Origin of the sequence: Saccharopolyspora oryzae (assembly GCF_027853915.1) — a bacterium.
GTDB lineage: Bacteria > Actinomycetota > Actinomycetes > Mycobacteriales > Pseudonocardiaceae > Saccharopolyspora > Saccharopolyspora oryzae.
Map to the genome: position 1 here is coordinate 1 of NZ_JAQGLA010000097.1, position 23,753 is coordinate 23,753.

Annotated in this window: 27 protein-coding genes and 1 pseudogene; 14 read left to right on the forward strand and 14 right to left on the reverse strand. The window is 70.0% G+C overall.

What is annotated here, in order from left to right:
• The 6 genes and pseudogenes from OU415_RS33300 to paaZ all read right to left on the reverse strand — a co-directional run.
• Nucleotides 1–227, reverse strand: a pseudogene (locus OU415_RS33300) (phenylacetic acid degradation protein); the annotation flags it as partial.
• A gap of 1 nt (nt 228) precedes the next feature.
• Nucleotides 229–747 carry a 1,2-phenylacetyl-CoA epoxidase subunit PaaD gene (gene paaD / locus OU415_RS33305; RefSeq protein WP_270953513.1) on the reverse strand — a complete coding sequence of 173 codons (519 nt, stop codon included), beginning with the start codon at nt 745–747 and terminating at the stop codon, nt 229–231.
• Nucleotides 741–1,631 carry a 1,2-phenylacetyl-CoA epoxidase subunit PaaC gene (gene paaC / locus OU415_RS33310; RefSeq protein WP_270953515.1) on the reverse strand — a complete coding sequence of 297 codons (891 nt, stop codon included), beginning with the start codon at nt 1,629–1,631 and terminating at the stop codon, nt 741–743. The genes paaD and paaC overlap by 7 nt, the downstream gene beginning before the upstream one ends.
• 10 nt (nt 1,632–1,641) lie before the next feature.
• Nucleotides 1,642–1,953 (reverse strand): 1,2-phenylacetyl-CoA epoxidase subunit PaaB, encoded by a 312-nt coding sequence (gene paaB, locus OU415_RS33315; protein ID WP_270953516.1) that lies wholly within the window; start codon nt 1,951–1,953, stop codon nt 1,642–1,644.
• Complete coding sequence (gene paaA, locus OU415_RS33320; protein WP_270953517.1) at nt 1,950–2,921, reverse strand: 1,2-phenylacetyl-CoA epoxidase subunit PaaA; 972 nt, start codon at nt 2,919–2,921, stop codon at nt 1,950–1,952. The genes paaB and paaA overlap by 4 nt, the downstream gene beginning before the upstream one ends.
• A 2-nt stretch (nt 2,922–2,923) precedes the next feature.
• Complete coding sequence (paaZ, locus tag OU415_RS33325; protein WP_270953518.1) at nt 2,924–4,966, reverse strand: phenylacetic acid degradation bifunctional protein PaaZ; 2,043 nt, start codon at nt 4,964–4,966, stop codon at nt 2,924–2,926.
• 261 nt (nt 4,967–5,227) lie between these two features.
• On the opposite strand from paaZ, the gene paaI reads away from it, so the two are divergent.
• The 6 genes from paaI (at nt 5,228) to OU415_RS33355 (ending at nt 10,384) form a co-directional block, all read left to right on the forward strand.
• Nucleotides 5,228–5,629 (forward strand): hydroxyphenylacetyl-CoA thioesterase PaaI, encoded by a 402-nt coding sequence (paaI, locus tag OU415_RS33330; RefSeq protein WP_270953548.1) that lies wholly within the window; start codon nt 5,228–5,230, stop codon nt 5,627–5,629.
• The gene (paaK, locus tag OU415_RS33335) at nt 5,626–6,966 is read left to right on the forward strand and encodes a phenylacetate--CoA ligase PaaK (RefSeq protein WP_270953519.1); all 1,341 of its coding nucleotides are present in this window, start codon (nt 5,626–5,628) and stop codon (nt 6,964–6,966) included. The genes paaI and paaK overlap by 4 nt, the downstream gene beginning before the upstream one ends.
• A gap of 38 nt (nt 6,967–7,004) precedes the next feature.
• A complete protein-coding gene (locus OU415_RS33340; protein ID WP_270953521.1) occupies nt 7,005–7,625 on the forward strand; it encodes a TetR/AcrR family transcriptional regulator in 621 nt (206 codons plus the stop codon).
• 592 nt (nt 7,626–8,217) lie between these two features.
• A complete protein-coding gene (locus OU415_RS33345) occupies nt 8,218–8,856 on the forward strand; it encodes a hypothetical protein (protein WP_270953522.1) in 639 nt (212 codons plus the stop codon).
• Between the two features lie 143 nt (nt 8,857–8,999).
• A complete protein-coding gene (locus tag OU415_RS33350) occupies nt 9,000–9,959 on the forward strand; it encodes a phytoene/squalene synthase family protein (RefSeq protein ID WP_270953523.1) in 960 nt (319 codons plus the stop codon).
• Nucleotides 9,960–10,060: 101 nt separating this feature from the next.
• A complete protein-coding gene (locus tag OU415_RS33355) occupies nt 10,061–10,384 on the forward strand; it encodes a hypothetical protein (protein WP_270953524.1) in 324 nt (107 codons plus the stop codon).
• Between the two features lie 67 nt (nt 10,385–10,451).
• Here the strand turns inward: OU415_RS33355 and OU415_RS33360 are convergent, their stop codons facing one another.
• Together OU415_RS33360 and OU415_RS33365 are read right to left on the reverse strand one after the other, a co-directional pair.
• Nucleotides 10,452–11,606, reverse strand: coding sequence for a S8 family peptidase (locus OU415_RS33360; protein ID WP_270953526.1), 1,155 nt, complete (start codon nt 11,604–11,606; stop codon nt 10,452–10,454).
• Between the two features lie 196 nt (nt 11,607–11,802).
• Entirely contained in the window at nt 11,803–11,931 is a 129-nt protein-coding gene (locus OU415_RS33365) for a hypothetical protein (RefSeq protein WP_270953528.1), read from the reverse strand.
• Between the two features lie 56 nt (nt 11,932–11,987).
• Here OU415_RS33365 and OU415_RS33370 point away from each other — a divergent pair, with 56 nt between their 5' ends.
• Entirely contained in the window at nt 11,988–12,413 is a 426-nt protein-coding gene (locus OU415_RS33370; RefSeq protein WP_270953529.1) for a universal stress protein, read from the forward strand.
• On the opposite strand, the gene OU415_RS33375 is transcribed toward OU415_RS33370, so the two are convergent.
• Nucleotides 12,414–13,181 carry an IclR family transcriptional regulator gene (locus OU415_RS33375; RefSeq protein WP_270953531.1) on the reverse strand — a complete coding sequence of 256 codons (768 nt, stop codon included), beginning with the start codon at nt 13,179–13,181 and terminating at the stop codon, nt 12,414–12,416. It abuts the gene before it with no gap.
• A 157-nt stretch (nt 13,182–13,338) separates the two neighbouring features.
• Here OU415_RS33375 and OU415_RS33380 point away from each other — a divergent pair, with 157 nt between their 5' ends.
• The 3 genes from OU415_RS33380 (at nt 13,339) to OU415_RS33390 (ending at nt 17,096) form a co-directional block, all read left to right on the forward strand.
• Nucleotides 13,339–14,262: a U32 family peptidase gene (locus OU415_RS33380; RefSeq protein WP_270953533.1), complete on the forward strand. Its 924-nt coding sequence runs from the start codon at nt 13,339–13,341 to the stop codon at nt 14,260–14,262.
• Between the two features lie 87 nt (nt 14,263–14,349).
• Nucleotides 14,350–15,612, forward strand: a complete 1,263-nt coding sequence (locus tag OU415_RS33385) for a cytochrome P450 (protein ID WP_270953534.1) — start codon at nt 14,350–14,352, stop codon at nt 15,610–15,612.
• 32 nt (nt 15,613–15,644) lie between these two features.
• Nucleotides 15,645–17,096, forward strand: a complete 1,452-nt coding sequence (locus OU415_RS33390; RefSeq protein ID WP_270953535.1) for an MFS transporter — start codon at nt 15,645–15,647, stop codon at nt 17,094–17,096.
• 11 nt (nt 17,097–17,107) lie between these two features.
• Here the strand turns inward: OU415_RS33390 and OU415_RS33395 are convergent, their stop codons facing one another.
• On the reverse strand, nt 17,108–17,326 hold the full coding sequence (locus OU415_RS33395; RefSeq protein WP_270953536.1) for a tautomerase family protein: 219 nt from the start codon (nt 17,324–17,326) through the stop codon (nt 17,108–17,110).
• Between the two features lie 52 nt (nt 17,327–17,378).
• Nucleotides 17,379–17,543: a hypothetical protein gene (locus tag OU415_RS33400; protein WP_270953538.1), complete on the reverse strand. Its 165-nt coding sequence runs from the start codon at nt 17,541–17,543 to the stop codon at nt 17,379–17,381.
• Between the two features lie 146 nt (nt 17,544–17,689).
• Between OU415_RS33400 and OU415_RS33405 the strand changes: the two genes are divergently transcribed.
• Complete coding sequence (locus OU415_RS33405; protein ID WP_270953539.1) at nt 17,690–17,857, forward strand: hypothetical protein; 168 nt, start codon at nt 17,690–17,692, stop codon at nt 17,855–17,857.
• A gap of 120 nt (nt 17,858–17,977) precedes the next feature.
• On the opposite strand, the gene OU415_RS33410 is transcribed toward OU415_RS33405, so the two are convergent.
• The 3 genes from OU415_RS33410 to OU415_RS33420 all read right to left on the reverse strand — a co-directional run bounded on the left by OU415_RS33410 (nt 17,978) and on the right by OU415_RS33420 (nt 20,778).
• On the reverse strand, nt 17,978–19,015 hold the full coding sequence (locus tag OU415_RS33410; RefSeq protein WP_270953541.1) for an ABC transporter substrate-binding protein: 1,038 nt from the start codon (nt 19,013–19,015) through the stop codon (nt 17,978–17,980).
• An 88-nt stretch (nt 19,016–19,103) separates the two neighbouring features.
• A complete protein-coding gene (locus OU415_RS33415; protein WP_408641962.1) occupies nt 19,104–19,994 on the reverse strand; it encodes an ABC transporter permease in 891 nt (296 codons plus the stop codon).
• On the reverse strand, nt 19,984–20,778 hold the full coding sequence (locus OU415_RS33420; RefSeq protein WP_270953543.1) for an ABC transporter ATP-binding protein: 795 nt from the start codon (nt 20,776–20,778) through the stop codon (nt 19,984–19,986). Before OU415_RS33420 ends, OU415_RS33415 begins: the two co-directional genes overlap by 11 nt.
• 212 nt (nt 20,779–20,990) lie before the next feature.
• Here OU415_RS33420 and OU415_RS33425 point away from each other — a divergent pair, with 212 nt between their 5' ends.
• From OU415_RS33425 to OU415_RS33435, 3 genes are all read left to right on the forward strand, one after another.
• A complete protein-coding gene (locus OU415_RS33425) occupies nt 20,991–22,628 on the forward strand; it encodes a sensor histidine kinase (RefSeq protein WP_270953545.1) in 1,638 nt (545 codons plus the stop codon).
• Nucleotides 22,625–23,305, forward strand: coding sequence for a response regulator transcription factor (locus tag OU415_RS33430; RefSeq protein WP_270953547.1), 681 nt, complete (start codon nt 22,625–22,627; stop codon nt 23,303–23,305). The genes OU415_RS33425 and OU415_RS33430 overlap by 4 nt, the downstream gene beginning before the upstream one ends.
• Before the next feature lie 107 nt (nt 23,306–23,412).
• Nucleotides 23,413–23,753: GNAT family N-acetyltransferase (locus tag OU415_RS33435; RefSeq protein WP_270953551.1), on the forward strand; the 341-nt coding region annotated here is incomplete at its 3' end.

Below are 23,753 nucleotides of genomic sequence, written 5' to 3' on the forward strand. Positions count from 1 at the left end.
ATCGAGTACGACCGGCGCTCCTCCCGGCCGTCGACGCTGCGGCGCAACGTCAAGGACTGACCGGGCCGGAAGGCGAACTCCTCCGAAAGCTCCGGGGGGACCTCGAAGCTCACCGCGACCGCGTCGTCGCACAGCTTCTCCACCCGGCTGACGCGCAGCGGGTGGAACGCGGTGCGACGGCGGCCCGCGGACGGGGCGGGGGCGTCGACGGGGGCTGGAGTGACCACGTCAGATCTCCTTGATGTGCTCGAAAGGCTCGTGGCACGCGCGGCACCGGCGCAACGCTTTGCACGCGGTCGAGCTGAACTGCGAAACCTGCTCGGTGTCCGGTGAACCGCACTGCGGGCAGCGGACCTGCGAGCGCGGCGGGGTCAGTGTCAGCGGAACCGGGCCGGTGGGGCGGTTCGGAGCGGCGCCGGGCGGGGCGATGCCGTAGTCGGCGAGCTTGCGCCGACCGGCCTCGCTGATCCAGTCCGTCGTCCACGGTGGGTCCAGCACCGTCCGCACCTCGACCTCGGGGAAGCCGGCTTCGCGCAGGCGGCTGCTCAGGTCGCTGCGCATCTCGCGCATCGCCGGGCATCCCGAGTAGGTCGGGGTGATGGACACGATCACCGCGCCCTCGTCGGTCATCTCGACCTCGCGCAGGACACCGAGATCGGCCAGCGTCAGCACCGGCAGCTCCGGGTCGGTGACCGACTCGGCGACCGCCCTGGCGTGCTGGAGGTCCGGCTTCGTGCTGATCACCACGTCGCCTCCGGGTGTGCTCGGGCCAGGCTCTGCATCTCCGCCAGCAGGTAGCCCAGGTGCTCGGTGTGGATCCCGTCCCGGCCGGCGCGCCCACCCACTCCGGCCAGCGCCTGCCGGTCCGGCAGCTGCAGCGTCGCTGCCGCGCAGACCTGGTCGATCACGTCGTCGAACTCGGCGCGCACGTCCGCGGGGTCGACGCCGACTCCGGCCTCCGTCATCCGCAGCTCGGTCTCGTGCCGGACGAACAGTTCTCCGACCAGCGGCCACACCTCGTCGAGTCCCTGCTGCATCCGCTCCTTCGAGACCTCGGTGCCGTCACCGAGGCGCACCGTCCACTGCGCCGCGTACTCGCGGTGGTAGGCCAGCTCCTTGATCCCCTTGGCCGCAATCGCCGCCAGCACCGGGTCGCGGGACTCCGCGAGCCTGCTGAACAGCGCCAGCCGCCAGGTCGAGAACACCAGCAGTCGCGCGATGCTCTGGGCGAAATCGCCGTTGGGCGGTTCGACCAGCCGCACGTTGCGGAACTCCCGCTCGTCGCGGAAGTACGCCAGCTCGTCCTCCCCCCGCCCGGTGCCGTCGGCCTGTCCGGCCCGGGCCAGCAGCAACCGGGCCTGTCCGAGCAGGTCCAGCGCGATGTTGGCCAGCGCCAGCTCGTCCTCCAGCTCCGGAGCGCGGGTGACCCACTCGGTCAACCGGTGCGAGGCGATCAGGGCGTCGTCGCCGAGCATCAGCAGGTAGCGGCTGAACTCGACGCCGTCGACGTCGGCGGGCAGCGCGGTGTCCACACCGGACAGCGGATCGTCGAATCCGGTGCCGAATGCCCAGCGGGACTCGCCGTCCGGTTCGGCGGCGGTCAGCGCCTCGTAGGCGTTGTCGAACGACATTGAGCCGACCTCACATGTGGGGGACGTTGTCGGGGATCCGGTAGAACGTCGGATGCCGGTACACCTTGTCTCCGCTGGGGGCGAAGAACGGGTCCTTCTCGTCCGGGCTGGACGCGGTGATCGCGTCCGCTCGGACCACCCAGATGCTCACGCCCTCGTTGCGACGGGTGTACAGGTTCCGCGCGTTGTGCAGCGCCATCTGCTCGTCCGCGGCGTGCAGCGAACCCACGTGCACGTGGTTGAGCCCCCGCTTGCCCCGGACGAAGACCTCGAACAGCGGCCACGAGGGACGCGGCGCGCCCACCTCGGCGTCCGAACTCATCGCGCGACCTCCTCGCGTGCGGCTTGCTTGGCGGCGTGGGCGGCTGCCGCTTCGCGCACCCACTGCCCTTCCTCGTGCGCGGCGCGGCGCCGGGCCACCCGCTCCTCGTTGCACACTCCGCCACCGCTGATGACGCGCTTGAGCTCCGACCAGTCGGGCTCGCCGAAGTCGTAGTGCTGGCGTTCGGCGTTCCAGCGCAGCTCCGGGTCGGGAAGCGTGACGCCGAGCGCGTCAGCCTGCGGGACGGTCATGTCGACGAACTTCTGCCGGAGCTCGTCGTTGGTGTGCCGCTTGATCCGCCACGCCATGGACTGCTGGGTGTTGGGCGAATCCGCATCGGGCGGGCCGAACATCATCAGCGACGGCCACCACCACCGGTCGGTGGCGTCCTGCACCATCTGCTGCTGCTCGGCGGTACCGCGCATCATCGTCATCAGCAGCTCGTAGCCCTGCCGCTGGTGGAACGACTCCTCCTTGCAGATGCGCACCATCGCCCGCGCGTACGGGCCGAACGAGCTTCGGCACAGCGGCACCTGGTTGCAGATCGCCGCGCCGTCGACCAGCCAGCCAATCACACCGATGTCGGCGAAGGTCAGCGTCGGGTAGTTGAAGATCGACGAGTACTTCTGCCGGCGGTCGATGAGCTTCTCGGTCAGCTCCGAGCGGTCGACGCCCAGCGTCTCGGCCGCGGAGTACAGGTAGAGCCCGTGCCCGGCCTCGTCCTGCACCTTGGCCAGCAGGATCGCCTTGCGCCGCAGGCTCGGTGCCCTGGTCAGCCAGTTGCCCTCCGGCTGCATGCCGATGATCTCGGAGTGCGCGTGCTGCGCGATCTGGCGCACCAGGGTCTTGCGGTAGCCCTCCGGCATCCAGTCCCGCGGCTCGATGCGCTGGTCGTGGGAGATCCGGTCGTCGAAGTGCCGCTGCAGCTCGTCGTCGTCGAGCTGGTCGGCTCGCACCGTGGTCGTCATGGTCACTCCTGCGTGTCCGGCCGCTTGGCGACCAGGGTCAGCACGTCGTACTTGGCCACCGAATCGCCGTCCTGGTTGGTCACGTCCACGTCCCAGCGGACCTCGCCGTGCTCGGCCCCGACCCGCGGCGTGATCCGCTTGGCGGTCATGGTCACGGTGATCTCGTCGCCGGGGTAGGTGGGCGTGAGGAACCGGAGGTTCTCCAGCCCGTAGTTGGCCAGCACCGGACCCGGGTCCGGGTCCACGAACAGACCGGCGGCGAAGGAGACCACCAGGTAGCCGTGCGCGACCCGGCCGTCGAAGAACGGGTTGGCGCTGGCCGCTTCCTCGTCGGTGTGGGCGTAGAACGTGTCACCGGTGAACTCGGCGAAGTGCTCCACGTCCTCCAAGGTCACCCGGCGCGGACCGGCGACCACCGTGTCGCCGACGCGCAGGTCCTCCAGGTGCTTGCGGAACGGGTGCACGTCGGTGATGTTCCGCGGGCTGCCGGTCACCCACTGGCCGGTGATCGCGGTCAGCGTCGCCGGGTCGGCCTGCACCGCAGTGCGCTGCATGTGGTGCAGGACGCCGCGGATGCCGCCCATCTCCTCACCGCCACCGGCCCGTCCCGGTCCACCGTGGACCAGCGCAGGCAGCGGCGAACCGTGCCCGGTGCTCTCCTTGGCGTTGTCGCTGTTGAGCACCAGCATCCGGCCGTGCCGGGACGCCGCGCCCAGCACCACTTCCCGGGCGAAGGCCGGATCGGCGGTCACCACGGAACCGACCAAGCTGCCCTTGCCCCGCCGCGCGAGGTCGACCGCGTGCGCGGCGTTCTCGTAGGGCATCAGCGTGCTGACCGGACCGAAGGCCTCCACCTCGTGCGGTTGGGGCTGGTCCGGGTCGTCGCAGCGGACCAGCATCGGCGAGAGGAACGCGCCGCGCTCCGCGTCCGCGTCGACGACCTCGACGTGGTCGGGGTCGCCGTGCACGAGGGTCCCGGCTTCCAGCAACGCCTTCAGCGACCGCCGGACCTCCTCGCGCTGCTCGAGGCTGGCCAGCGCGCCCATCCGCACTCCCGACGAGTTCGGGTTGCCGACGACGACCTTCTCCAGCCGGGCCTTGGCCGCGGCCACCACGTCGTCCATCCGCCCCGCGGGCACCAGGGCGCGGCGGATCGCGGTGCACTTCTGTCCCGCCTTGACCGTCATCTCGGTGACCAGCTGCTTGACGAACAGGTCGAACTCGGCGCTGCCGGGCTCGGCGTCCGGGCCCAGGATCGAGCAGTTCAGCGAGTCCGCCTCGACGTTGAAGCGCACCGAGTTCGCCGCCACCACCGGATGCGCGCGCAGCCGCTGGCCAGTCGCCGCCGATCCGGTGAACGACACCAGGTCCTGGTCGGTGAGGTGCTCGAACAGGTCGCCCACGCTGCCGCAGATCAGCTGCAGCGAGCCCTCCGGCAGCAGCCCGGAGCCGATCATGAGCTCCACCAGCCGGTGGGTGAGGTAGGCGGTCTGGCTGGCCGGCTTGATCAGGCTGGGCACGCCGGCCAGGAACGCGGGGGCGAACTTCTCCAGCGGGCCCCACACCGGGAAGTTGAAGGCGTTGATCTGCACCGCGACGCCGCTCAGCGGGGTGCAGACGTGCTGGCCGAGGAACGTGCCGCCCTTGCCCAGCGGCTCCACCGCGCCGTCGACGTAGACCGTGTCGTTCGGCATCTCCCGGCGGCCCTTGCTGGAGTAGCCGAACAGCACCCCGATGCCGCCGTCGACGTCGAACTTCGAGTCGCCGAGCGTCGCGCCGGTGCGCGCCGACAGCGCGTACAGCTCCTCCCGGTGCTCCAGCAGGTAGGAGGCCAGGCTCTTCAGCAGCGCGGCCCGCTGGTGGAAGGTCAGCTCGGCCAGCGCTGGGCCGCCGCGTTCGCGGCCGTGCGCCAGCGCCGCGGCCATGTCGACCCCGGCCGAGGAGATTCGTGCGACCTCTTCGCCGGTGACCGCGTCGTGCAACGGCACGCCGTCCTCCACCGGCGCGTGCCAGTCACCGTTGACGTAGCTCCGCAGGGCAGCCATGCACCCCGACCTCCTCAAGCCTCGGACTCCGCTGGATCGGATTTCTTTACTGACCGTTCATTCGAAAAGTAGCACGCGTGTTCACCCCGCGACAGCACCCGGACCGGGTGAATCCGCCTTGACCGAGCCAGGAAGACCACTTCGGTCGAATGCTCTTGACAGCTCCGCGGCCACCGGGATTAATTACTGACTGTTCGTTCGGTTTCAAGGCGGTGCACAGTGCAGGAACCCAGCGCGACGGAGCGCAACCCGGCCCAGGTGATGTTCGACGGCGACCGTGCCTCCCAGGCGCTGGGCATCGAGCTGATCGACGTCGGCAGCGGCACCGCCCGCACCCGGATGACGATCGCCGAGACGATGGTCAACGGGCACGGGATCGCGCACGGCGGCTACCTCTTCCTGCTGGCCGACACGACCTTCGCCTGCGCCTGCAACAGCTACGGACCGACCACCGTCGCGGCCGGCGCGGACGTCACCTTCATCCGCCCGGCGCGGCTCGGCGACGAGCTCGTCGCCCGCGCGGTGGAGCGCACCAGGTTCGGGCGCAGCGGGATCTACGACGTCTCCGTGCACCGCGGCGAGGAGCTGATCGCCGAGTTCCGCGGGCACAGCCGAACGATCGGCGCAGCGCCGACCAGCCAGTCCGAGGGAGCCACGCGATGACCGCCACCACCGAAGCACACTCCGCACCGCGCAGGCTCGGGACCGCGCCGGACCCGGCCGACCTCGACCCCGCGGAGCGGTACACGGCCGACGAGCTGGCGGCGGTGCAGCTGGAGCGGCTGCAGTGGACGCTGCGGCACGCCTACGAGAACGTGCCGCTGTACCGGGAGAAGTTCGACCGCGCCGGGGTGCGGCCGGAGGACTGCCGCAGCCTGGCGGACCTGGCGAAGTTCCCGCACACCACGAAGCAGGACCTGCGGGACAACTACCCGTACGGCATGTTCGCGGTCCCGCTGGACCAGGTCCGCCGGCTGCACGCCTCCAGCGGCACCACCGGCAAGCCGACCGTGGTCGGCTACACCGACCGGGACCTGAACACCTGGGCGGACATGGTCGCGCGCTCGATCCGCGCGGCCGGCGGTCGGCCTGGCCACCGGGTGCACGTCGCCTACGGTTACGGGCTGTTCACCGGCGGTCTCGGCGCGCACTACGGCGCAGAGCGGCTGGGCTGCACGGTCATCCCCGCCTCGGGGGGCATGACCGCCCGGCAGGTGCAGATCATCCAGGACTTCCAGCCCGAGATCATCATGGTCACGCCGTCCTACCTGCTCACCCTGATCGACGAGTTCGAGCGGCGGGGCATCGATCCGCGCAGCACCTCGCTGCGGGTCGCGATCCTCGGCGCCGAACCGTGGACCGAGCAGATGCGCCAGGAGATCGAGGAGCGGCTGGACCTCGACGCGGTCGACATCTACGGGTTGTCCGAGGTGATGGGTCCCGGGGTGGCCAACGAGTGCGCGGAGACCAAGGACGGCCCGCACATCTGGGAGGACCACTTCTACCCCGAGGTGATCGACCCGTTCACCGAGGAGGTGCTGCCCGACGGCAGCGAGGGCGAGCTGGTGTTCACCTCGCTGACCAAGGAGGCGATGCCGATCATCCGCTACCGCACCCGCGACCTGACCCGCCTGCTGCCGGGCACCGCGCGGCCGATGCGGCGGATGGCCAAGATCACCGGGCGCAGCGATGACATGATCATCCTGCGCGGGGTCAACGTCTACCCCACCCAGATCGAGGAGCTGGTGCTGCGCACCGACGGGCTCTCCCCGCACTTCCAGCTGATGCTGACCAGGGAGGGGCGGATGGACCGGATGACGGTGCGGGTGGAGGCCCGGATCGACTGCCCCGGACCGCGGCGGGACGAGGCCAGCGCTGAGCTGGTTCGCGCGATCAAGGACGGCGTCGGCATCAGCACCGAGGTCGCGGTGGTGGATCCGGACACCCTGGAGCGCTCGGTGGGCAAGCTGCGGCGGATCGTCGACCGCCGTGAATCCTGACCGAACGTCCGGTCGACGCGACTGGGATACTCGGGCCCATGGCTGACAACGCTGGGCGGGCGAACCGCCGAGGTCGACCCGGCTACGACCTCGGCAGGCTGCTGGACGTCTCCGTGCGGGTGTTCAACGAGCGCGGCTACGAGGGCACCAGCATGGAGGTCCTCGCCCAGCGGCTGGGCATCACCAAGTCCGCGATCTACTACCACGTCTCCGGCAAGGACGAGCTGCTCCGGCTGAGCGTCGACCGGGCGCTGGACGCGCTGTTCGCGGTCACCGAGGAGGAAGCCTCCACGACCGGCCGGGCCATAGACCGGCTCGAGCACGTCGTGCGCCGCAGCATCGAGGTGCTGGTGGCCGAGCTTCCGTTCGTCACGCTGCTGCTGCGGGTCCGCGGCAACACCCGGGTCGAGCGGCAGGCGCTGGCCCGCCGCCGCGAGTTCGACCTGGTGGTCAGCGATCTGGTCAAGCAGGCCGAGGCGGAGGGCAGCATCCGCCCGGACGTCGACCCGGCGCTGACCACCAAGCTCCTGTTCGGCATGGTCAACTCGATCATCGAGTGGTACAAGCCGACCCGCGGAACGCGGGCCGAGCAGATCGCCGACGCGGTCACCAAGATCGCCTTCGACGGCCTCCGCACCGAGCCGCCGAAACCCGCGTGAAGAGTCGTTTCGGCCGGTTCGCGCGGGTTGGGCCCAGCCGCCGCGCATCGGCGTGCACGAGGGTGGTCACCCGCAGTCAGAACCAGCGCTGAGGTGCCGCCGCGCCGATGAGCGAAACGACCTCCGAAGGCAATTTAAAGAATTTTCGCGAAGTCACGTCACGCCCGGGGACCTCGCCGGTCTCGATCATGCGGGCGTTCTGGAGCGCCCGCGTGCGCGCGGGACGCAGAGGGGATTCCGCGCGCAAAAGGCCGCCGGTCGCGGCAGGGGTGGATGTGAGTTGCGACCGGCGGCCCCCGCACGTCCCACGTGGGTAACTCCCCCACCGCGCGAGAGCAATGTGGACGTCCCGGCGAATCGCCGGGAATCAGCTTGTGGGTGACAAAAGACCCCTGCGATCTAGCCGTCGAGCCGCTTAGGCTTCCTGCGTCGCGGCCGTTCGGGGCCCGGCGGTCGCCGAGGTGAATCGCTGAACTGGGGACAGCGGAAGCACTTCCGGGACGACGTGGCGCACGCCGACCGCTGGTTCGACAGCCCCCGCGGCCCGCTCTCCCTCTCGCCCAGGCGGACGCGCACGCACTTGGAGGCGATTTTGTCACGGCTTGAGTCGATCGCTCGCGCCTTCCTCCGGTACCTCTACGAGGACCACCGGTTCCGGCCGGATGTCGCGGACTTCTTCGACAGCCCCGCAGCCGAGGCCGCCGCGGTCCAGCCGTCGTGGACCGAGCTCGCGGAGGTGTTGGAGGCGCTGCGCGAGCGCGAGTTGATCGCCACCAGCGGTGTTGGGCAGCTGGGCACTCCGACGAGGGCCGGGTTGACCGGTTCCGGGCTCATCTGCGCAGGTCGGCACGGTGGTGACATCACGTCCTGGAGCAGGTCGCAGTCGGTGGCGGTGCTCGACGACCCGTCCGAGGCCGTCGTACCGCAGGCCAGGACGTCGCTGGAGGACGCGCCGCGCCGCATCGACTACTCCGGGCTGACCCGGGTCGCCAAGGTGGTCTTGCTGGCCTTGCCGACGGTGCACGCGCGCTACGGCGAGACCGTCGAGATCGAGCTGACCGCTCAGCGGCTGTGCGAGGCCACCAAGCAGGAGCAGCCGGACCCGGGGCGGGTCACGCTCCTGGCGCAGCGGTTGCGCACCGACCTGGCGACCGGCTCGGTCGCGAACACCCTCGGAGTGGTGCTGCTCGACGGCCTGGACGAGGCCCTGGCCGAAAGCGGGCTCGGCTAGCGGGGTTTCGAACACCACCGGGTCGGGTACCCGAAGCTCGCAGCGCAGGCGACTGTCCTAATCGGACTGCCGGTAGTGACGGGGTTCACCGCGAGCAGCTACCGTGCGCACGCCGGCGCACTCCGTGTGCTGTGATTTCCGGTATGGACACGGGTATCAGGTCGTCGGCGGTGACACGCCGCGAGCTCGACGCCGCCCGCATCCGGCCGCACCTGCGCCACGCCTACCAGCGGTGCCGGACGCTCAACGCCCAGCACGGACGCACCTACTTCCTCGCCACCCGCCTGCTGCCCGCAGCGCAGCGACCGTCCGTGCACGCGCTGTACGGCTTCGCGCGGTGGGTGGACGACATCGTCGACGAAACCGGTCCGCGGAGCGTGCGCGAGCGCCAGGATGCGGTCGACGAGCTGGACGGTGAGCTGCGCGCCGGACTGCGCGCCGGGTCCAGCGAGCACCCGATCCTGGCCGCGCTCATCGACACCACGTGGCGCCACGAGATCGATCCTGCGCTGTTCACCGATTTCATGGCGTCGATGCGGATGGACCTGACCGTCCGCGACTACCCCACCCGAGCCGAGCTGGACGCATATGTGCACGGTTCGGCCGCCGTGATCGGCCTCCAGCTGCTCCCGGTGTTCGGCACGGTGTCCCCCGCGGCGGACGCCGCGCCTTACGCCGCTGCTCTCGGTGAGGCCTTCCAGCTGACGAACTTCCTGCGCGATGTCGCCGAAGACCTCGACCGCGGGCGCGTCTACCTGCCGTTGGACGAGCTGGCCGCGTTCGGAGTGGACCGCGAACGCCTGGCGTGGTGCCACCGGACGGGTCGCCCCGACCGGAGGGTGCGCCGGGCCTTCGCCGACCAGGTGGCGCGCACCCGCGCGCTGTACCGGGGCGCGGAACCCGGTATCTCGCTGCTCGCGCCTCGCTCGCGCCCCTGCGTGCGCACCGCGTTCACCCTTTACGGCGAGATCCTCGACTGCATCGTGGAGTCCGGCTACGACGTGTTCCGCCGCCGGGTGGCGGTGTCCGGGACGCGACGGTTCGGCGTGGCCGCGGCGGCGGTGAGCGCGGTAGCCGCGGTGAGCCTCCGCACGCGCCTGTGAAGCATGTCGATCGGGCCGCTCGGGTAACCCGAACGGCGTGAGGCCTTCTCCGGTTCGGGGGCACCCGTGCGGAGCTGTCGGACGCTGTGGGGAGCGACCAGATGAGCAGCGGTACGCCGCGCTGGCGGAACGTCGAGACGACCGCCGAGTTGATCGAGCAGGCAGGTCGCCGGTTGGAGCACGGCTCCCGAGATCTCGCCAGGTCGCCGGAGGCGATCGTCGAGGCCCGGGAGGCGTTGCTCGTCATCACCGCGACCAGCGCGCGACTCGCCCGGCAGCTGGACGGTCTGGCGTCCGCTTTCAAGCAGCCCAACTCCGCCGAGCCTTCTGCCGTGCACGTCGCGCTCGACCAAGCGGCCGCGGCAGCCGAGGACCTCGGCAACAGCACCAAGGTCGCCGCGCAGGCCATTTACGACGGAGAATGACCCGCGCGCCGGCGTTGCGGAGGGTGCCTCCGGGTGATTCGCCTCGTCCGGAGGCACCCTCACGTGCTCACGGCGCTTGGACCAGTCCGGCACCCACGTCGGTGGCGGCCAGCGGCATCCGGCGAGCCGTCTGCGACAACCGGGCCCACAGGCCCCAGGCCCGCTCCGCGTACTGCTGGGCGTACAGCGCGGCCACGCCGGAAACGTGCGGGGTGGCCATGCTGGTGCCGCTGAGCTTGCGGTAGCGCTCCGCTCCCGGCCAGCTGGAGTAGACGTCGACGCCGGGGCCGACCAGGTCCACCTGCCCGATCTCGTCGACCGTCCCGGAGGAGAAGTCGGCGATCTGCAGCTGCGAGTCGATCGCGCCGATGGCCATGATCGACGGGCAGTTCGCCGGGTGCCCGACCGGCGCGATCGTGCCCGCCGAGCGCTCGCTCTCGTTGCCCGCGGCGGCGATGATCAGCGTGCCGCGCTCCATCGCCCGCTGCGCGACCTTCTCGAACGCATCCGAGTAGGGCGCACCGGGCTGCGTGGGCGCGCCCAGCGACATCGACACCACCGCGCAGCCGTTGGAGATGGCCCACTGGATCCCGGACAGGATGCCGCTGTCGCTGCCCGAACCGTCGTCGCCGAGGACCTTGCCCGCGTAGATGCTGGCTTCCGAGGCGATGCCGTAGCCCGGCCCCTCCGAGGAGGTCCGCGGGCCGCAGGAGGTCCCGATCACGTGCGTGCCGTGGCCGTGCCCGTCCTGGACGTCCTGGCCCTCGACGAAGGAACCGGTGACGATGTCCCGGCCGGCGAAATCCGGGTGCTTGAGGTCCAGGCCGGTGTCGAGCACCGCGATCCGGACGTCCTTGCCGGTGGGCTGGGTGCGGTCGGCGCGCACCGCCTGCAGACCCCAGGTGAACTCGCCGTCCTCGACGGAGGTCGACGGGTCGCCGATGGCGAACACCTGGCGTTCGGCCTCGATCCCCGCGATCGGCCCGCGCTCGCCCGCCGCCCGCTGCAGCGACGTGAACTGCTCCTCGTCGGCGCTGATCAGCGCGACGCCCAGGTCGTGCAGCACGATCCCGCCCGCGCTGCGGAACAGCTCACCGGGCGCCGCGCCGGCGGCGTCGGCGGTGTTGGCGCAGCGGATGCCGGTCAACCGGGACAGCTCCCGGGTTCCGATGATGGTCGCGTTGTCCTCCAGCAGCACCAGATAGCGTCCGGTGGTGGTCATGGTCGCTCACCTCAGATGTGGTCGGTGGCTCGCCACAGCGTTCCCAGATTTCGCCACAGCATCCCCAGGTGTATCGCGCACTACGTTGGGTCACAAGCACCCAGCCGGGTAAGGCCTGCACTTTCCGTACCGCGAGTCCCGCAATTCCACACTGGTTTTCCCAGAGCACAACGCTTTCGGGCTTAACCGGATGGGGTCAGGTCAGGTACCGGGCGCAGGCGCGGGCCGGCAGCGGTGACCTCCGGTTCGCGCACTGGCGGTAATCGCGGGGCAGGTCGTGGTCGCGGATCCAGGACTGGACGAGGTCATCGGTTCGTACTTCCATGGAACGCAAGCGCGCCGTGCGCTCGAGCAGGCCGGAGCTGGCGGAGGGCTGGTGCCATGAGCGAACGCAAGATCGTCGTCGGAGTGGACGGTTCGGACCCCTCGAAGTGCGCGCTGCGGTGGGCGGTGCGGCAGGCCGCGCTGCTCGACGGGTCCGTGCACGCTGTCGGGGCCTGGGAGTTCCCGGCGTTCTACAGCTGGGAGGGCGGTCCGATGCCGCCGGACGACTTCGAGGACGCCGCGCGCAAGGCCCTCGACGACGCCGTCGACCAGATCGAGGACGAGGACCTCCCGAGGGTGCCGATCGAGCGCACGCTCACCCACGGCCACGCCGCCCAAGCGCTGCTGGACGCGGCCGAAGGGGCCGAGCTGCTCGTGGTCGGCAGCCGGGGCCACGGCAGCTTCTACGGTGCGCTGCTCGGTTCGGTCAGCCAGCGCTGCGCCGTGCACGCCAAGTGCCCGGTCGTCATCGTCCGCTACTGATCAGCCGCGTTCGACGTGGCCGAGGTGTCCGGAGAGGGTGGTCGCGCCCTCCCGGACCAGGTCGCGCAGGGCTGCTTCGGTCTCGTCGTTCCAGCGCAGGATCGGGACCGCGATGCTGATCGCGGCCACCACCTCGCCGGTGTGGTCGCGCACCGGGGCGGCCACGCACGCCACCGCTTCGTTGGACTCGCAGTACTCGCGCGCCACCCCGTCCTCGGCGATCTGGTCGAGTTCGGCGCGCAGTGCCTTGCGGGTGGTGATGCTGTGCTCGGTCATCGCGTTGAGGCGGCGGTTGCCGTAGAGCTCGTCGACCTCGGCGCGCGGCAGCGGCGCCAGCAGCGCCTTGCCGACGGCGGTGCAGTGCGCGGGCAGTCGCCGGCCCACCGCTGAGACCATGCGGACCGGGTGGCTGCTGTCGACCTTGGCCACGTAGAGCACCTCGGTTCCCTCGCGGACGCCGACGTGCACCGTTTCCTGGCAGCGTTCGGCGATCTCCTCCGCGACCAGCTGCCCCTCCCTGGCCAGGTCGAGGCGTTCGGCGTAGGCCGAGCCGAGCTGGAATCCGCGCACCCCGAGGCGGAACTTGTTGCTGCCGCGCCCCGCGGGCATCAGGTAGCCGCGTTCGCTGAGGGTGCCGACCAGCTCGTGCACCGTGGTGCGCGGCAGGCCGAGCTGCGCGGTGATCTCCGGCGCGCTGAGCTCGTGGGTGTCCAGGAACAGCTCCAGTACGTCGAATGCCCGCTCCACCGCTGGTACCGCTCGTGCCACCGCTGGTGCTCCTCCCCGCCGAAGATCTCGGCGCGTGACCGATATTTCGAACATCGTATCCGATACCGGCCGCCGAGCGGGTGTCCTGCTTGACCGCATCATCCCCGGTTCATACGATTTTCCGAACGTCGTTTGGAATTTCGAACGGAGCGGATGCGTGCACCAGACCCGAGAGTTCCTGCGTTCCCAGGGCTTGCCCGGCGAGGACGCCCCTGTCACCAGCACCAAGCGGTTCCCCGACGGTGCGCAGTACCGGGTGGAGATCCCGAGCACGGAAGGCCCCGAGGTCCTCGACGCCGTGCTCGCCGAAGCCGAGGCACGCCAGGTCGTGGTGCACCGCATCTCGCAGGGCAGCGGCGGAATGCTGCTCACCGACGCGGAACTGCACACCATGGCCGAGACCGCCGCCGCGCGGTCGGTCGAGCTGAGCCTGTTCGCCCGGCCGGTCGCCGGGTGGGACACCAGCCCGATGGCCACCGCCCCGGGCGGCGGGTCGGTGGCAGCGCAGGCACGCGGTGCCGAACAGCTCGTGCACGTGCTCGAAGACGTCAAGCGGACCGCCGAGGCAGGCATCCGCAGCGTTCTGATCACCGATCTCGGCGTGCTCAAGACCGCGTCCGCGATGCGCGCGGCCGGCGATCTGCCGCCCGACCTGCAGTTCAAGATCAGCGTCCAAATGGGACTGGCGAACCCGGCTTCGGTGCGCATCGCCGAGGACCTGGGCGCCGACACCTACAACGTGCCCACCGATCTGAGCATCGGGCAACTGGCCGCGATCCGCTCCGCCACCGACCTGCCGCTGGACGTCTACGTCGAGGCGCCCGACGACATGGGCGGTTTCGTCCGGCACTTCGAGATCGCCGAGATCGTGCGCGTCGCGGCCCCGGTGTACGTGAAGTTCGGCCTGCGCAACGCCCCGAACATCTACCCCAGCGGAACCCACCTGACCCCCACCGCGGTGGCGCTGGGCCGGGAGCGGGTGCGCCGCGCCCAGATCGGGCTGGACCTGCTGCGCCGCTACGCACCTGAGGCCCGGGCCTCGGAGCTCGCGGCGGACGGGCTCGCCGTTCCCCAGCGGTGATCCACTGTGGACGACCGGGTTGGGCGTTGACGCTCGACCGCGCGGCGACCAGAGTGTGCCTGGACCGGCACCGGAGAAGGAGTCGCGATGGCAGCGCCCACCCAAGTCCCGGACGTGTTCGACCCGCGCAGGTACGCCGCCGGCGTGCCGCACGAGGACTTCGCGTGGCTGCGCGAGCACGCCCCGGTGAGCTGGCAGCAGGAGCGCGAGGTCGGCGACTGGCCCGCGGGCCCCGGTTTCTGGGCGGTGACCCGGCATTCCGACGTCGTTTCGGTGCTGAAGTCCGCTGACCGCTACTCGTCCTGGTTGGGCGCCACCCAGATCCGCGATCCCGCCCCGGAGGACCTGCCGTTCATCCGGCGCATGATGCTCAACCTCGACCCGCCCGAGCACGGGCGGCTGCGGCGGCTGGTCAGCCGGGCGTTCACGCCGCGGCGCGTCGACCGGTTCCGCGATGCCGTGGCCGAGCGGGCGCGGCTGCTGGTCGACGAGGCGATCGAGCGCGGCGGCTGCGATCTGCCGGTCGAGGTGACCGACGACTACCCGCTGCGCAACCTCGCGGACCTGCTCGGCGTGCCGGAGACCGATCGCGGGATGCTGCTGGAGTGGACCAACCGGGTGATCGGCTACCAGGATCCCGAGCACTCCGAGGTCACCCTGGACGCCGATGGACGACCGGTGAACCCACGTTCCCCGGCCATGCTGGCGGACATGTTCGCCTTCGCCCAGGACCTCGCGGCGTTCAAGCGCCGCAATCCGGCGGACGACGTGATGACCGCGCTGGCCAACGCCGAGCTCGACGGGCGCGGACTGGCCGACGCCGAGCTGGAGATGTTCTTCTTCCTGCTGTCCGTGGCGGGCAACGACACGGTGCGCAGCGCCCTGCCGGGCGGCGTGCTCGCCTTCGCCCAGCACCCCGACCAGCACCGGCTGCTGCTGGCGGAACCGGAGCTGCTGGACTCCGCGATCGAGGAGACGCTGCGCTTCCACCCGCCGGTGCTCAGCTTCCGCCGCACCGCCATCGCCGACACCGAACTCGGCGGGCAGCGGATCCGGGCCGGGGACAAGGTCGTGGTGTTCCACTGCTCGGCGCACTTCGACGACGCGCGGTTCCCCGAACCCCACCGCTTCGACATCCGCCGCTCCCCCAACGACCACGTCGCCTTCGGCGATGGGCCGCACGTCTGCCTGGGCGCGCACTTCGCCCGGTTGCAGCTGCGCGCCTTCTACCGCGAGGCGCTGTGGCGGATGCGCGACCTGCAGGTGACCGGGCCGGTGCAGCGCCTGGTGTCGAACTTCATCAACGGCATCAAGCACCTGCCGATGTCCTTCACGCCCGGTCCGCGCTGAGCCCACCCCCGGTCGCGGCCTATGGTCGGCTGATGAGCAATGCCGCAGCGCTGCGATCGCGGTCGGGCCGCTGGATCCTCCTCGCCACGATCCTGGGCTCCGGCGTGGCCTTCCTGGACGGGTCGGTCGTCAACGTCGCGCTTCCCGCGATCGGCCGCGAGGTCGGCGGCGGCCTCAGCGTCCTGCAGTGGGTGCTCGACGCCTACCTGCTCACGCTCAGCGCGTTGCTGCTGCTCGGCGGTGCGCTCGGTGACCGCTACGGGCGACGCCGCGTGTACGTGATCGGGTTGGTGCTGTTCACCATCGCCTCGCTGGGATGCGGGTTCGCGCCGACCGGCGAAGCACTCGTCGTGGCGCGGCTGCTCCAGGGCGTCGGCGGGGCGCTGCTGGTGCCCGGCAGCCTGGCGCTGATCAACTCGACGATCCGGCAGGAGGACCGCGGGGAGGCCGTGGGCAGGTGGGCAGGTCTGACCGGCGTGTCCTCGGCGATCGGGCCGTTCGTCGGTGGCTGGCTGGTGGACGCGGTGTCCTGGCGCGCGGTGTTCTTCATCAACGTGCCGATCGCCGCGGCTGCGCTGCTGGCGCTGCGGCACGTCCCGGAAACACGCAACCCGCAGGCCACAGGGCGACCGGACATCCTCGGCGCACTCGCGGTGACCATCGGCCTGTCCGGGACCGTATTCGCGCTGATCGAAATCCCCACGGTGGGCTGGACGCCGCTGACCACCTCGGCGGCGGTCGCCGGAGCAGCGGGCCTGGTGTCCTTCCCGCTGATCGAGCAGCGCCACCCCAGCCCGCTGCTGCCGCTGTCGTTGTTCCGCTCCGTCCAGTTCACCGGGGCCAACCTCACGACGCTGACCGTGTACGCGGCGCTGAGCGGTGCGCTGTTCCTGCTGTCGCTGCAGTTGCAGCAGTCCATGGGCTACACCGCGCTCCAGGCCGGCATCGCGACCTTGCCGATCACGATCATCATGCTGCTGCTCTCCGGCCGGGTCGGAGCGGTCGCGCAGCGCACCGGCCCGCGACTGCCGATGACGTTCGGCCCGATCATCTGCGCGGTCGGCCTCACCCTGCTGACCTGGGCCGTTCCCGGCAGCACCTATGCCTCCGGGGTGCTGCCGGGGGTGCTGGTGTTCGGTCTCGGCCTGTCGATCACCGTGGCGCCGCTGACCTCGGCCGTGCTCGCCTCGGTGAGCGAGAACAACGCCGGAGTCGCCTCCGGGGTGAACAACGCGGTGTCCCGACTGGCCGGTCTGCTCGCGGTGGCGGTGCTGCCGGTGGTCGCAGGCCTGTCGCACACCGCGGCCGGTGCCCCGCTCGGCCCCGGCTTCGGCCGAGCCCTCCTGATCTCAGCGGCCCTGTGCGCGGCCGGCGGAGTCCTGTCCTGGCTCACCATCGGCCGCGCGGAACGCGTGGACACCTATCCCCTGCCGGGCCTCAACCACGCCTGCCAAGACCCCTGCACCTGCCACCCGGACCGGTGAGGGGCTGACGGTCATCCGGAGGCGCGCTTCGCCTGGACGTCTTCGCTGGTCAGGGGCTTTCCCCCGATCGCCCACCCGCCGCTGGGCGTCTCGGTGATCACCACGTGCGTCGCCGGCCGCAGCGCTTCGCCCTCGACGGCGATGGCCGCTTCGGAGACGTCCTCCACGAGCCGCCGCTTCTCCTCGTCGGTGAACACTCCTGCGATCACCTTGATGTCGATGAACGGCATCGGTCAGCTCCTCTGCGCTAGGCGGGTGCTCAGTTGCTGATGCGGACTCCGGTCATGCGGCGGTAGCCGTCAGTCGTTGCATGCGGAGGAGCCAGAGCTCCAGTTCGGCGAGCTGGCCGTCCAGGCTCTCGCTGCCGTACATGTCCGGGCTCGCGCGCAGGGTCATCAACTCGTCCCAGCGGCGTTCCATCTGGTCCACCAGTTCTCGCACGGTCACTTGCGGCCCCTCTCCCCGATCGAGCAACCGCCGATGACGCTACGGCGTGGGTGTGCACGCTGGGTAAGGCCAAAAGTCACGGTTTCACCCGATCCGCCCGCAGCGGACCACCCCACGGCAGCGGAGCGCTGTGGTGTGATCAAGCCATGCGAAAAGGGCGTCGAGGGCACCCGTGCGAACCCGACACCAGCCAGATCGGCATGTGGACCTGCGACGTGTGCGGGCAGCAGTGGGAGATCCACGGAGTCGCCGACAACCCGCGGGTCCGCAGGGTGAGCCGGGTCGGCTGGTTCTTCGCCAAACTGCTCGGCTGAGCGGACGGGCGTGCGAAGCCCTGCGGGGCGGCTCCAGCGGGGCCAGGCTCGGTCGCCTGCGGCGGCGGGACAGCGGAACACCCCGCCGGGCCCCTTCCCGACGGGGTGCGCTCGCCGTGGTCAGCGGGGCTGCGCCTTGTCCGCGAACTTCGTGGTGTAGGTCTTCGACAGGTCGATCTGGTCGTGCTTGTCCTTGACAGTCGGGTGGAACCGGGCCAGCACTTCGAGGACGTTCTTCGCGCCCTCGGGTCGCATCTTGCCGGTTCCGTTGAACATGCCCTTCGTGTCGTTGATGGCCTTGAGGTACAGGTCCCGGTTACCTCCGGCGAAGTCCGGTGGCATCGCCGCCGCGATCTCCTCGGCGGAGTGCTTCTGGATGAAGTCGAGCGTCTTCACGAACGCGTTCGCCAGCTTCTGCACCTGCTCTTCGTGCTGCTCGACGTAGGCGCAGTCCATGTACAGCGAACTCGACGGGTACAGGCCGCCGAGCGCGGCGTTCGTGCCCTCCTCGGTCCGCATGTCCAGCAGCACCTTCGCCTTGCCCGAATCCACCAGCTTGGCCACCGTCGGATCGGTGGTCATCCCGGCGTCGATGCCGCCGTTGTCGATCGCGGCGATGAAGGTCTGACCTGCTCCCGCCTTCACACCGGTGTACTCCTGGGTCCCCACGCCGGACTTGGTCGCCAGGTACTGGGTGAGGAAGTCGGTGGAGGAACCCGGGCTGGTGAAGCCCAGCTTCTTGCCCCGGAAGTCGGCCGGGCTCTTGATCTCGCCGGCCGCCTTGCTGCCGACGACCTCGACCTCGCCGGGCACGTCGGCGAGCTGGACCACGCTGGTGATGCACTTGCCCTTGGACTGCAGGTCGATCGTGTGGTCGTAGAAGCCGACCACGCCGTGCACCTCGCCGGCGACCAGCTGGTTCTCCGCGCTGGCACCGGCGGGCTCGTCCAGCAGGGTGACGTTGAGGCCCTGCTCCTTGAAGAAGCCGAGCTGCTCGGTGAGCTTCGCGGGCAGGTAGATGACCTTGTCGATGCCACCGACCTCGAGCTTGATGTCGTTGGGGTCGCCAGCGGGGCCGCTGGCCGTGCTGCGGCAGGAGCCGAGGACGAGTCCGGAAGCCATGACGAGCGCAGCCAGAAGTGAGGCGCGAATCTTCATTGATCGCTCCTAGAAGGTGTACCGGTAGTGGTATTCGTTGCGGTGCGGGTAGCGAAACCGCAGACATCGCCTGGGTTTCCGCAGTTGATCAGATCTGGATCTCCGTCTTGCTCATGGCGGGTCGCCACTTCAGCAGCCGGTCTTCGAGCGCGGTCAACAACCATTCCGCGGCCAGGGCGATCACCGTGATCACGATCATCCCGGCGTAGATCCCGGCGGCGTCGTAGGTGCCCTGGGCCCGGTTGATCAGCAGTCCGAGCCCCTTGTCCGCGCCGGTGAACTCGCCGACCACCGCGCCGATCAGCGCGAAGCCGAACGCCGCGTGCAGCGAGGCGAGGATCCACGACATCGCGCTCGGCACCACGATCGTGCCGAGGATCTGCAGCCGGTTCGCGCCGAGGATCCGGGCGTTGTCGATCAGGTTCCGGTCGACTTCGCGAGCGCCCTGGAAAGCGTTGAAGAACACGGCGAAGAACACCAGGATGAACGCGGTCGCAATCTTCGACGTGAGCCCCAGGCCGAACCAGATCACGAACAGCGACGCGAGCACGATGCGGGGAACCGCGTTGGCCGCCTTGATGAACGGCGCGCAGATGTCCGACAGCACCGGACTGCGGCCCAGCAGGATGCCCAGCACGATCCCGGCGAGCGAGCCGACCGCGAAACCGCTGACCGATTCCTGCAGCGTGACCAGGATCTGCTCCCAGATCGACCCCTGGCTCGTGCCGGCCGTGAACCACTCCACCAACCGCACGCCGACCGCGCTCGGCTTCGAGTAGAAGAAGGGATCGATCAGGTAAGTGGCGGTCAGCTCCCAGCTGACCAGCCACACCACCACCAAGGCCAGCCGCGTGCCCCACACCTTGACGCGGCGGCGACGCCTCGCCGCCTCCGCGGACCGCACGATGTCCTGCGGTTCAGCAACAGCATCCGCCTCCGCCCCGGCTGGGGACTCGACGGTTCCCGTTTCACGCGACACGACCGACACCTCTCCCGCGAGTCTTCTCGACCTCTTCCTTCAGCGACTGCCAGATCTCCCGGTATATCGCCAGGAACTCCGGGGTCATCCGCACTTCCTCCACATCGCGGGGCCGTTCCAACGCGACTTCGAACGACGCCTTGACCGTCGCCGGGCCGGTGGTCATGACGACCACCCGGTCGGCCAGCGCGATGGCCTCCTCCAGGTCGTGCGTCACGAAGATGACGGCGGCCTCCGTGCCCGACCACAACCGCAGCAACTCGTCCTGCATCAACCCGCGCGTCTGCACGTCCAGCGCGCTGAACGGCTCGTCCATGAGGAGGATCGACGGCGCGTTCACCAATGTCTGGGCCAGCGCGACGCGTTTGCGCATCCCACCGGACAGCTGGTGCGGGTAGTAGCCCTCGAATCCGCCGAGACCGACCCGCTGCACCCACTCCCGCGCTTCGGCGCGGGCCGCCGACCGGGTCGCACCCCGGTACCGGGGGCCCGCGGCGACGTTGTCCACCACCGACCGCCACGGCATCACCGCGTCGCTCTGGAACATGTAGCCGATCCCGTCCGGAATGCCGGTCACCGGCTCTCCGCCGATCGACACCGTGCCCATCGACGGCGGTTCCAAACCGGAAACCAGGGACAGCGCGGTGGATTTGCCGCAGCCGGTCGGGCCGACGACCGCGACGAACTCCCCGCGCCCCACCGCCATCGTCAGGTCGCGAAGAGCGGTGTGCACCCCTCCCGAACCGCTGGGGAAGCGCTTCGTGACGTTCCTCAACTCGATCATGCGCGACTCCTGTGTCGTGCCGGGACACCGTCGTCCCATCGGGCCGGACGTCGATGACGCCCGTGCTGCTCGGGCACGAAGGTAGGTGCGCGGGTGCGCCGCAGCGGGGTTCTTCTCGCTGTACGCGTAATGAACGTTCCCAACGTTCTGCGCATTTTGCGCACGCAGATCGAACCTTGGGCGAGCCCGCGTCCGCGACGTAACGTCTGCGCATGGCCCCGGCACGCATGCGGTTCGCACACCAGGTCCTGGTCTTGCAGATCGGCCTGCTGACGTTGGTCGTCGCGGTCGGGTCGCTGGTGGCCGCCTGGATGGAAAGCGCGCAACTCGTGGGGCAGTACGGGCAGCAGGCGATCAACATCGCGCGCACCGTCGCATCCGACGTCGACCTCGCCGATGCGGTGGCGCACGACGACACGCAGGCGGTCCAAACCAGAGCGGAACGGGCGAGGCTGGGCACCGGCGCCCTGTTCGTCGTGGTGACCGATGAGAACGGGATCAGGCTGGCCCATCCCAACGCGAGCCTCGTGGGCCAGCACGTCAGCACCGACCCCAGCCAGGCCTTGAACGGCCACGAAGTCGTCAACGTCGAGCGCGGCACGCTCGGCCTGTCAGCGCGGGGGAAGGTTCCGCTGCGCGACCGCGCGGGCACCATCGTCGGCGAGGTCAGCGTCGGCATCGACGCCGCCGAGATCGACGCCACCAGGTGGCGCCAACTGGGCATGTCCGCGTTGTTCGGCGGCGTCGCGCTGCTGCTCGGGGCTTTCGGCGCGCTGTTGCTCACCCGGCTGCTGAAACGCCGCACCCTCGGCCTGGAACCGCGCGAGCTGGCCGAACTGATGCAGGAGCACCAGGCGGTGCTGCACGGGATCGGCGAAGGTGTGCTGGCGGTGGACGCCGCGGGCACCGTCTCGGTGTGCAACGGCGAAGCCAGGAGACTGCTCAGCACGCAGATCACCCCCGGAATACCGCTCACCGAGCTCGAGCTGCCGCCGCGGCTGCGCGCCGCGCTCGAGCACCGCGAGCGCGCCGACAACCTCGTCACCGTGGCCGGCGACCGCGTGCTGGTCGCGAACTACCGCGACGTGACCAAGGACGGGCGGGACCTGGGTGGGGTGCTCACCCTGCGCGACCGCACGGACTTGGAAGTACTCACCAGGGAACTCGACACGACGCGGGCGCTCACGGATGCGCTGCGCGCGCAACGCCACGAGTTCGCCAACCGGATGCACACGCTGACCGGGTTGCTGCGCACCCGCCACTACCGGGAAGCGACCGAATACCTGGACGGGATCTCCACCGGCCCGATCGTGCTGCTGGGTTCGGGCGGCGACCTCGTCGAAGACCCCTACCTGCAAGCATTCCTGTCCGCCAAGACCTCGGCGGCGGCGGAGCAGGGCATCGAGCTGCGCGTCGGGGGCAACAGCTGGGTCCCGGCCAAGGTGATCGCTCCGCTGGAGGTCACCACGGTCGTCGGCAACCTGGTGGACAACGCGTTGGAAGCTGCTCAACTCGGTTCGCGACGGCCGGCGGCGGTCGAGGTGGACCTGCTCGCGGAAGGCACCACGCTGCACGTCGCGGTCACCGACTCCGGGGACGGCGTGGCGGATCACCTGCGGGATTCCCTCTTCGTGGAAGGGGTGTCGACGAAGGACGGCCACGGGCGCGGGATCGGGCTCGCGCTGACCCGGCAGGCCGCCCGCAGCCTCGGCGGCGACGTGCGCCTCGCCGAGGCGGGAGGAACCGAGCGCGGCGCTCTTTTCCTCGCCGAACTGCCCCAGGTCCTGGAAGCGAGATCTGGCCGAACCTCGTCGGATGCCGAGCCGCTCGCCAGTCAGGAGGAGAAGTGAGGATTCGGGTTCTCATCGTGGAGGACGACATCCGGGTCGCCCGGGTGAACGCCGATTACGTCGAGCGCGTCCCGGGTTTCGCGGTGGTCGGCACCGCGCACACCGCGGCCGAGGCGCGGGTCCGGGTGCAGGAACTCGCGCCGGACCTCGTCCTGCTGGACCACTACTTGCCCGGCGAGTCGGGGTTGCGCCTGCTGCGCGAGATTTCCGCCGACACCATCATGCTGACCGCCGTGTCAGACACCTCCACCGTTCGCGCCGCGTTCGCCGCCGGGGCGCTGAACTACCTCGTCAAGCCCTTCACGGCTGAGGACCTGGCCGAGCGGCTCGCGGCTTACGCGCGTTACCGCGCGCAGCTGTCCTCTCCTGATCACACGGCGAACCAGGAAGAGATCGACCGCGCGGTCCGGCTGCTGCACGACAAGGACGGCAAAGGCACGCCGAAAGGCCGGTCCGCGGTCACGGCCCGGTTGGTCGCGGAAGCCCTGCGCCAACACCGAGAACCGGTATCAGCTTCGGAAATCGCGCAGGCCCTCGGCATAGCCCGGGCGACCGCGCAGCGCTACCTCACCACGCTCGCTGAAGACGGCCGCGCGATCATGAACCTCCGCTACGGGGCGACCGGTCGTCCTGAACACCAGTACCAGTGGGCGCAGCTGCCCGCTCAGCAGCCATGACGCGATCCGTCGGCTACCAACCCCAGCGGCACTTGATGATCTTCGCCAGGTACGTTGTCGCATCAGGAAACCTGGTTCACGAATCCACTGTGGAGAGTTCGTTGAGCGTGCTTGCGACGTTGCCCGTCGGCCCCGTCACCTACCGGCTCCGCCGGGCCACCGAGGACGACCTCACCGCTGTCATCGGGCTGCTGGCCGCTGATCAGCTCGGGGCGACCCGCGAGTCCGCTGCCGATCTCGCGCCCTACCAGGCGGCTTTCGCCGCCATCGACGCCGATCCGGCGCAACTGCTGCTGGTGGCGACCACCGGCGACCAGGTCGTGGCCACCATGCAGCTGACGTTCATCCCCGGCCTGGCCCGGCGCGGTGCGCTGCGCGCTCAGATCGAGGCGGTGCGCGTGCACGAGCAGCACCGCAGCCACGGTCTCGGTGGCGAGATGTTCAAGTG

What these genes read in the sequence shown, in the direction of transcription:
- paaC (WP_270953515.1), bottom strand. Translation starts at nt 1,631, where the DNA reads ATGTCGTTCGACAACGCCTACGAGGCGCTGACCGCCGCCGAACCGGAC.
- paaB (WP_270953516.1), bottom strand. Translation starts at nt 1,953, where the DNA reads ATGAGTTCGGACGCCGAGGTGGGCGCGCCGCGTCCCTCGTGGCCGCTG.
- paaA (WP_270953517.1), bottom strand. Translation starts at nt 2,921, where the DNA reads ATGACGACCACGGTGCGAGCCGACCAGCTCGACGACGACGAGCTGCAG.
- paaZ (WP_270953518.1), bottom strand. Translation starts at nt 4,966, where the DNA reads ATGGCTGCCCTGCGGAGCTACGTCAACGGTGACTGGCACGCGCCGGTG.
- paaI (WP_270953548.1), top strand. Translation starts at nt 5,228, where the DNA reads ATGTTCGACGGCGACCGTGCCTCCCAGGCGCTGGGCATCGAGCTGATC.
- paaK (WP_270953519.1), top strand. Translation starts at nt 5,626, where the DNA reads ATGACCGCCACCACCGAAGCACACTCCGCACCGCGCAGGCTCGGGACC.
- OU415_RS33340 (WP_270953521.1), top strand. Translation starts at nt 7,005, where the DNA reads ATGGCTGACAACGCTGGGCGGGCGAACCGCCGAGGTCGACCCGGCTAC.
- OU415_RS33350 (WP_270953523.1), top strand. Translation starts at nt 9,000, where the DNA reads ATGGACACGGGTATCAGGTCGTCGGCGGTGACACGCCGCGAGCTCGAC.
- OU415_RS33355 (WP_270953524.1), top strand. Translation starts at nt 10,061, where the DNA reads ATGAGCAGCGGTACGCCGCGCTGGCGGAACGTCGAGACGACCGCCGAG.
- OU415_RS33360 (WP_270953526.1), bottom strand. Translation starts at nt 11,606, where the DNA reads ATGACCACCACCGGACGCTATCTGGTGCTGCTGGAGGACAACGCGACC.
- OU415_RS33365 (WP_270953528.1), bottom strand. Translation starts at nt 11,931, where the DNA reads ATGGAAGTACGAACCGATGACCTCGTCCAGTCCTGGATCCGCGACCAC.
- OU415_RS33370 (WP_270953529.1), top strand. Translation starts at nt 11,988, where the DNA reads ATGAGCGAACGCAAGATCGTCGTCGGAGTGGACGGTTCGGACCCCTCG.
- OU415_RS33385 (WP_270953534.1), top strand. Translation starts at nt 14,350, where the DNA reads ATGGCAGCGCCCACCCAAGTCCCGGACGTGTTCGACCCGCGCAGGTAC.
- OU415_RS33390 (WP_270953535.1), top strand. Translation starts at nt 15,645, where the DNA reads ATGAGCAATGCCGCAGCGCTGCGATCGCGGTCGGGCCGCTGGATCCTC.
- OU415_RS33395 (WP_270953536.1), bottom strand. Translation starts at nt 17,326, where the DNA reads ATGCCGTTCATCGACATCAAGGTGATCGCAGGAGTGTTCACCGACGAG.
- OU415_RS33405 (WP_270953539.1), top strand. Translation starts at nt 17,690, where the DNA reads ATGCGAAAAGGGCGTCGAGGGCACCCGTGCGAACCCGACACCAGCCAG.
- OU415_RS33410 (WP_270953541.1), bottom strand. Translation starts at nt 19,015, where the DNA reads ATGAAGATTCGCGCCTCACTTCTGGCTGCGCTCGTCATGGCTTCCGGA.
- OU415_RS33420 (WP_270953543.1), bottom strand. Translation starts at nt 20,778, where the DNA reads ATGATCGAGTTGAGGAACGTCACGAAGCGCTTCCCCAGCGGTTCGGGA.
- OU415_RS33425 (WP_270953545.1), top strand. Translation starts at nt 20,991, where the DNA reads ATGGCCCCGGCACGCATGCGGTTCGCACACCAGGTCCTGGTCTTGCAG.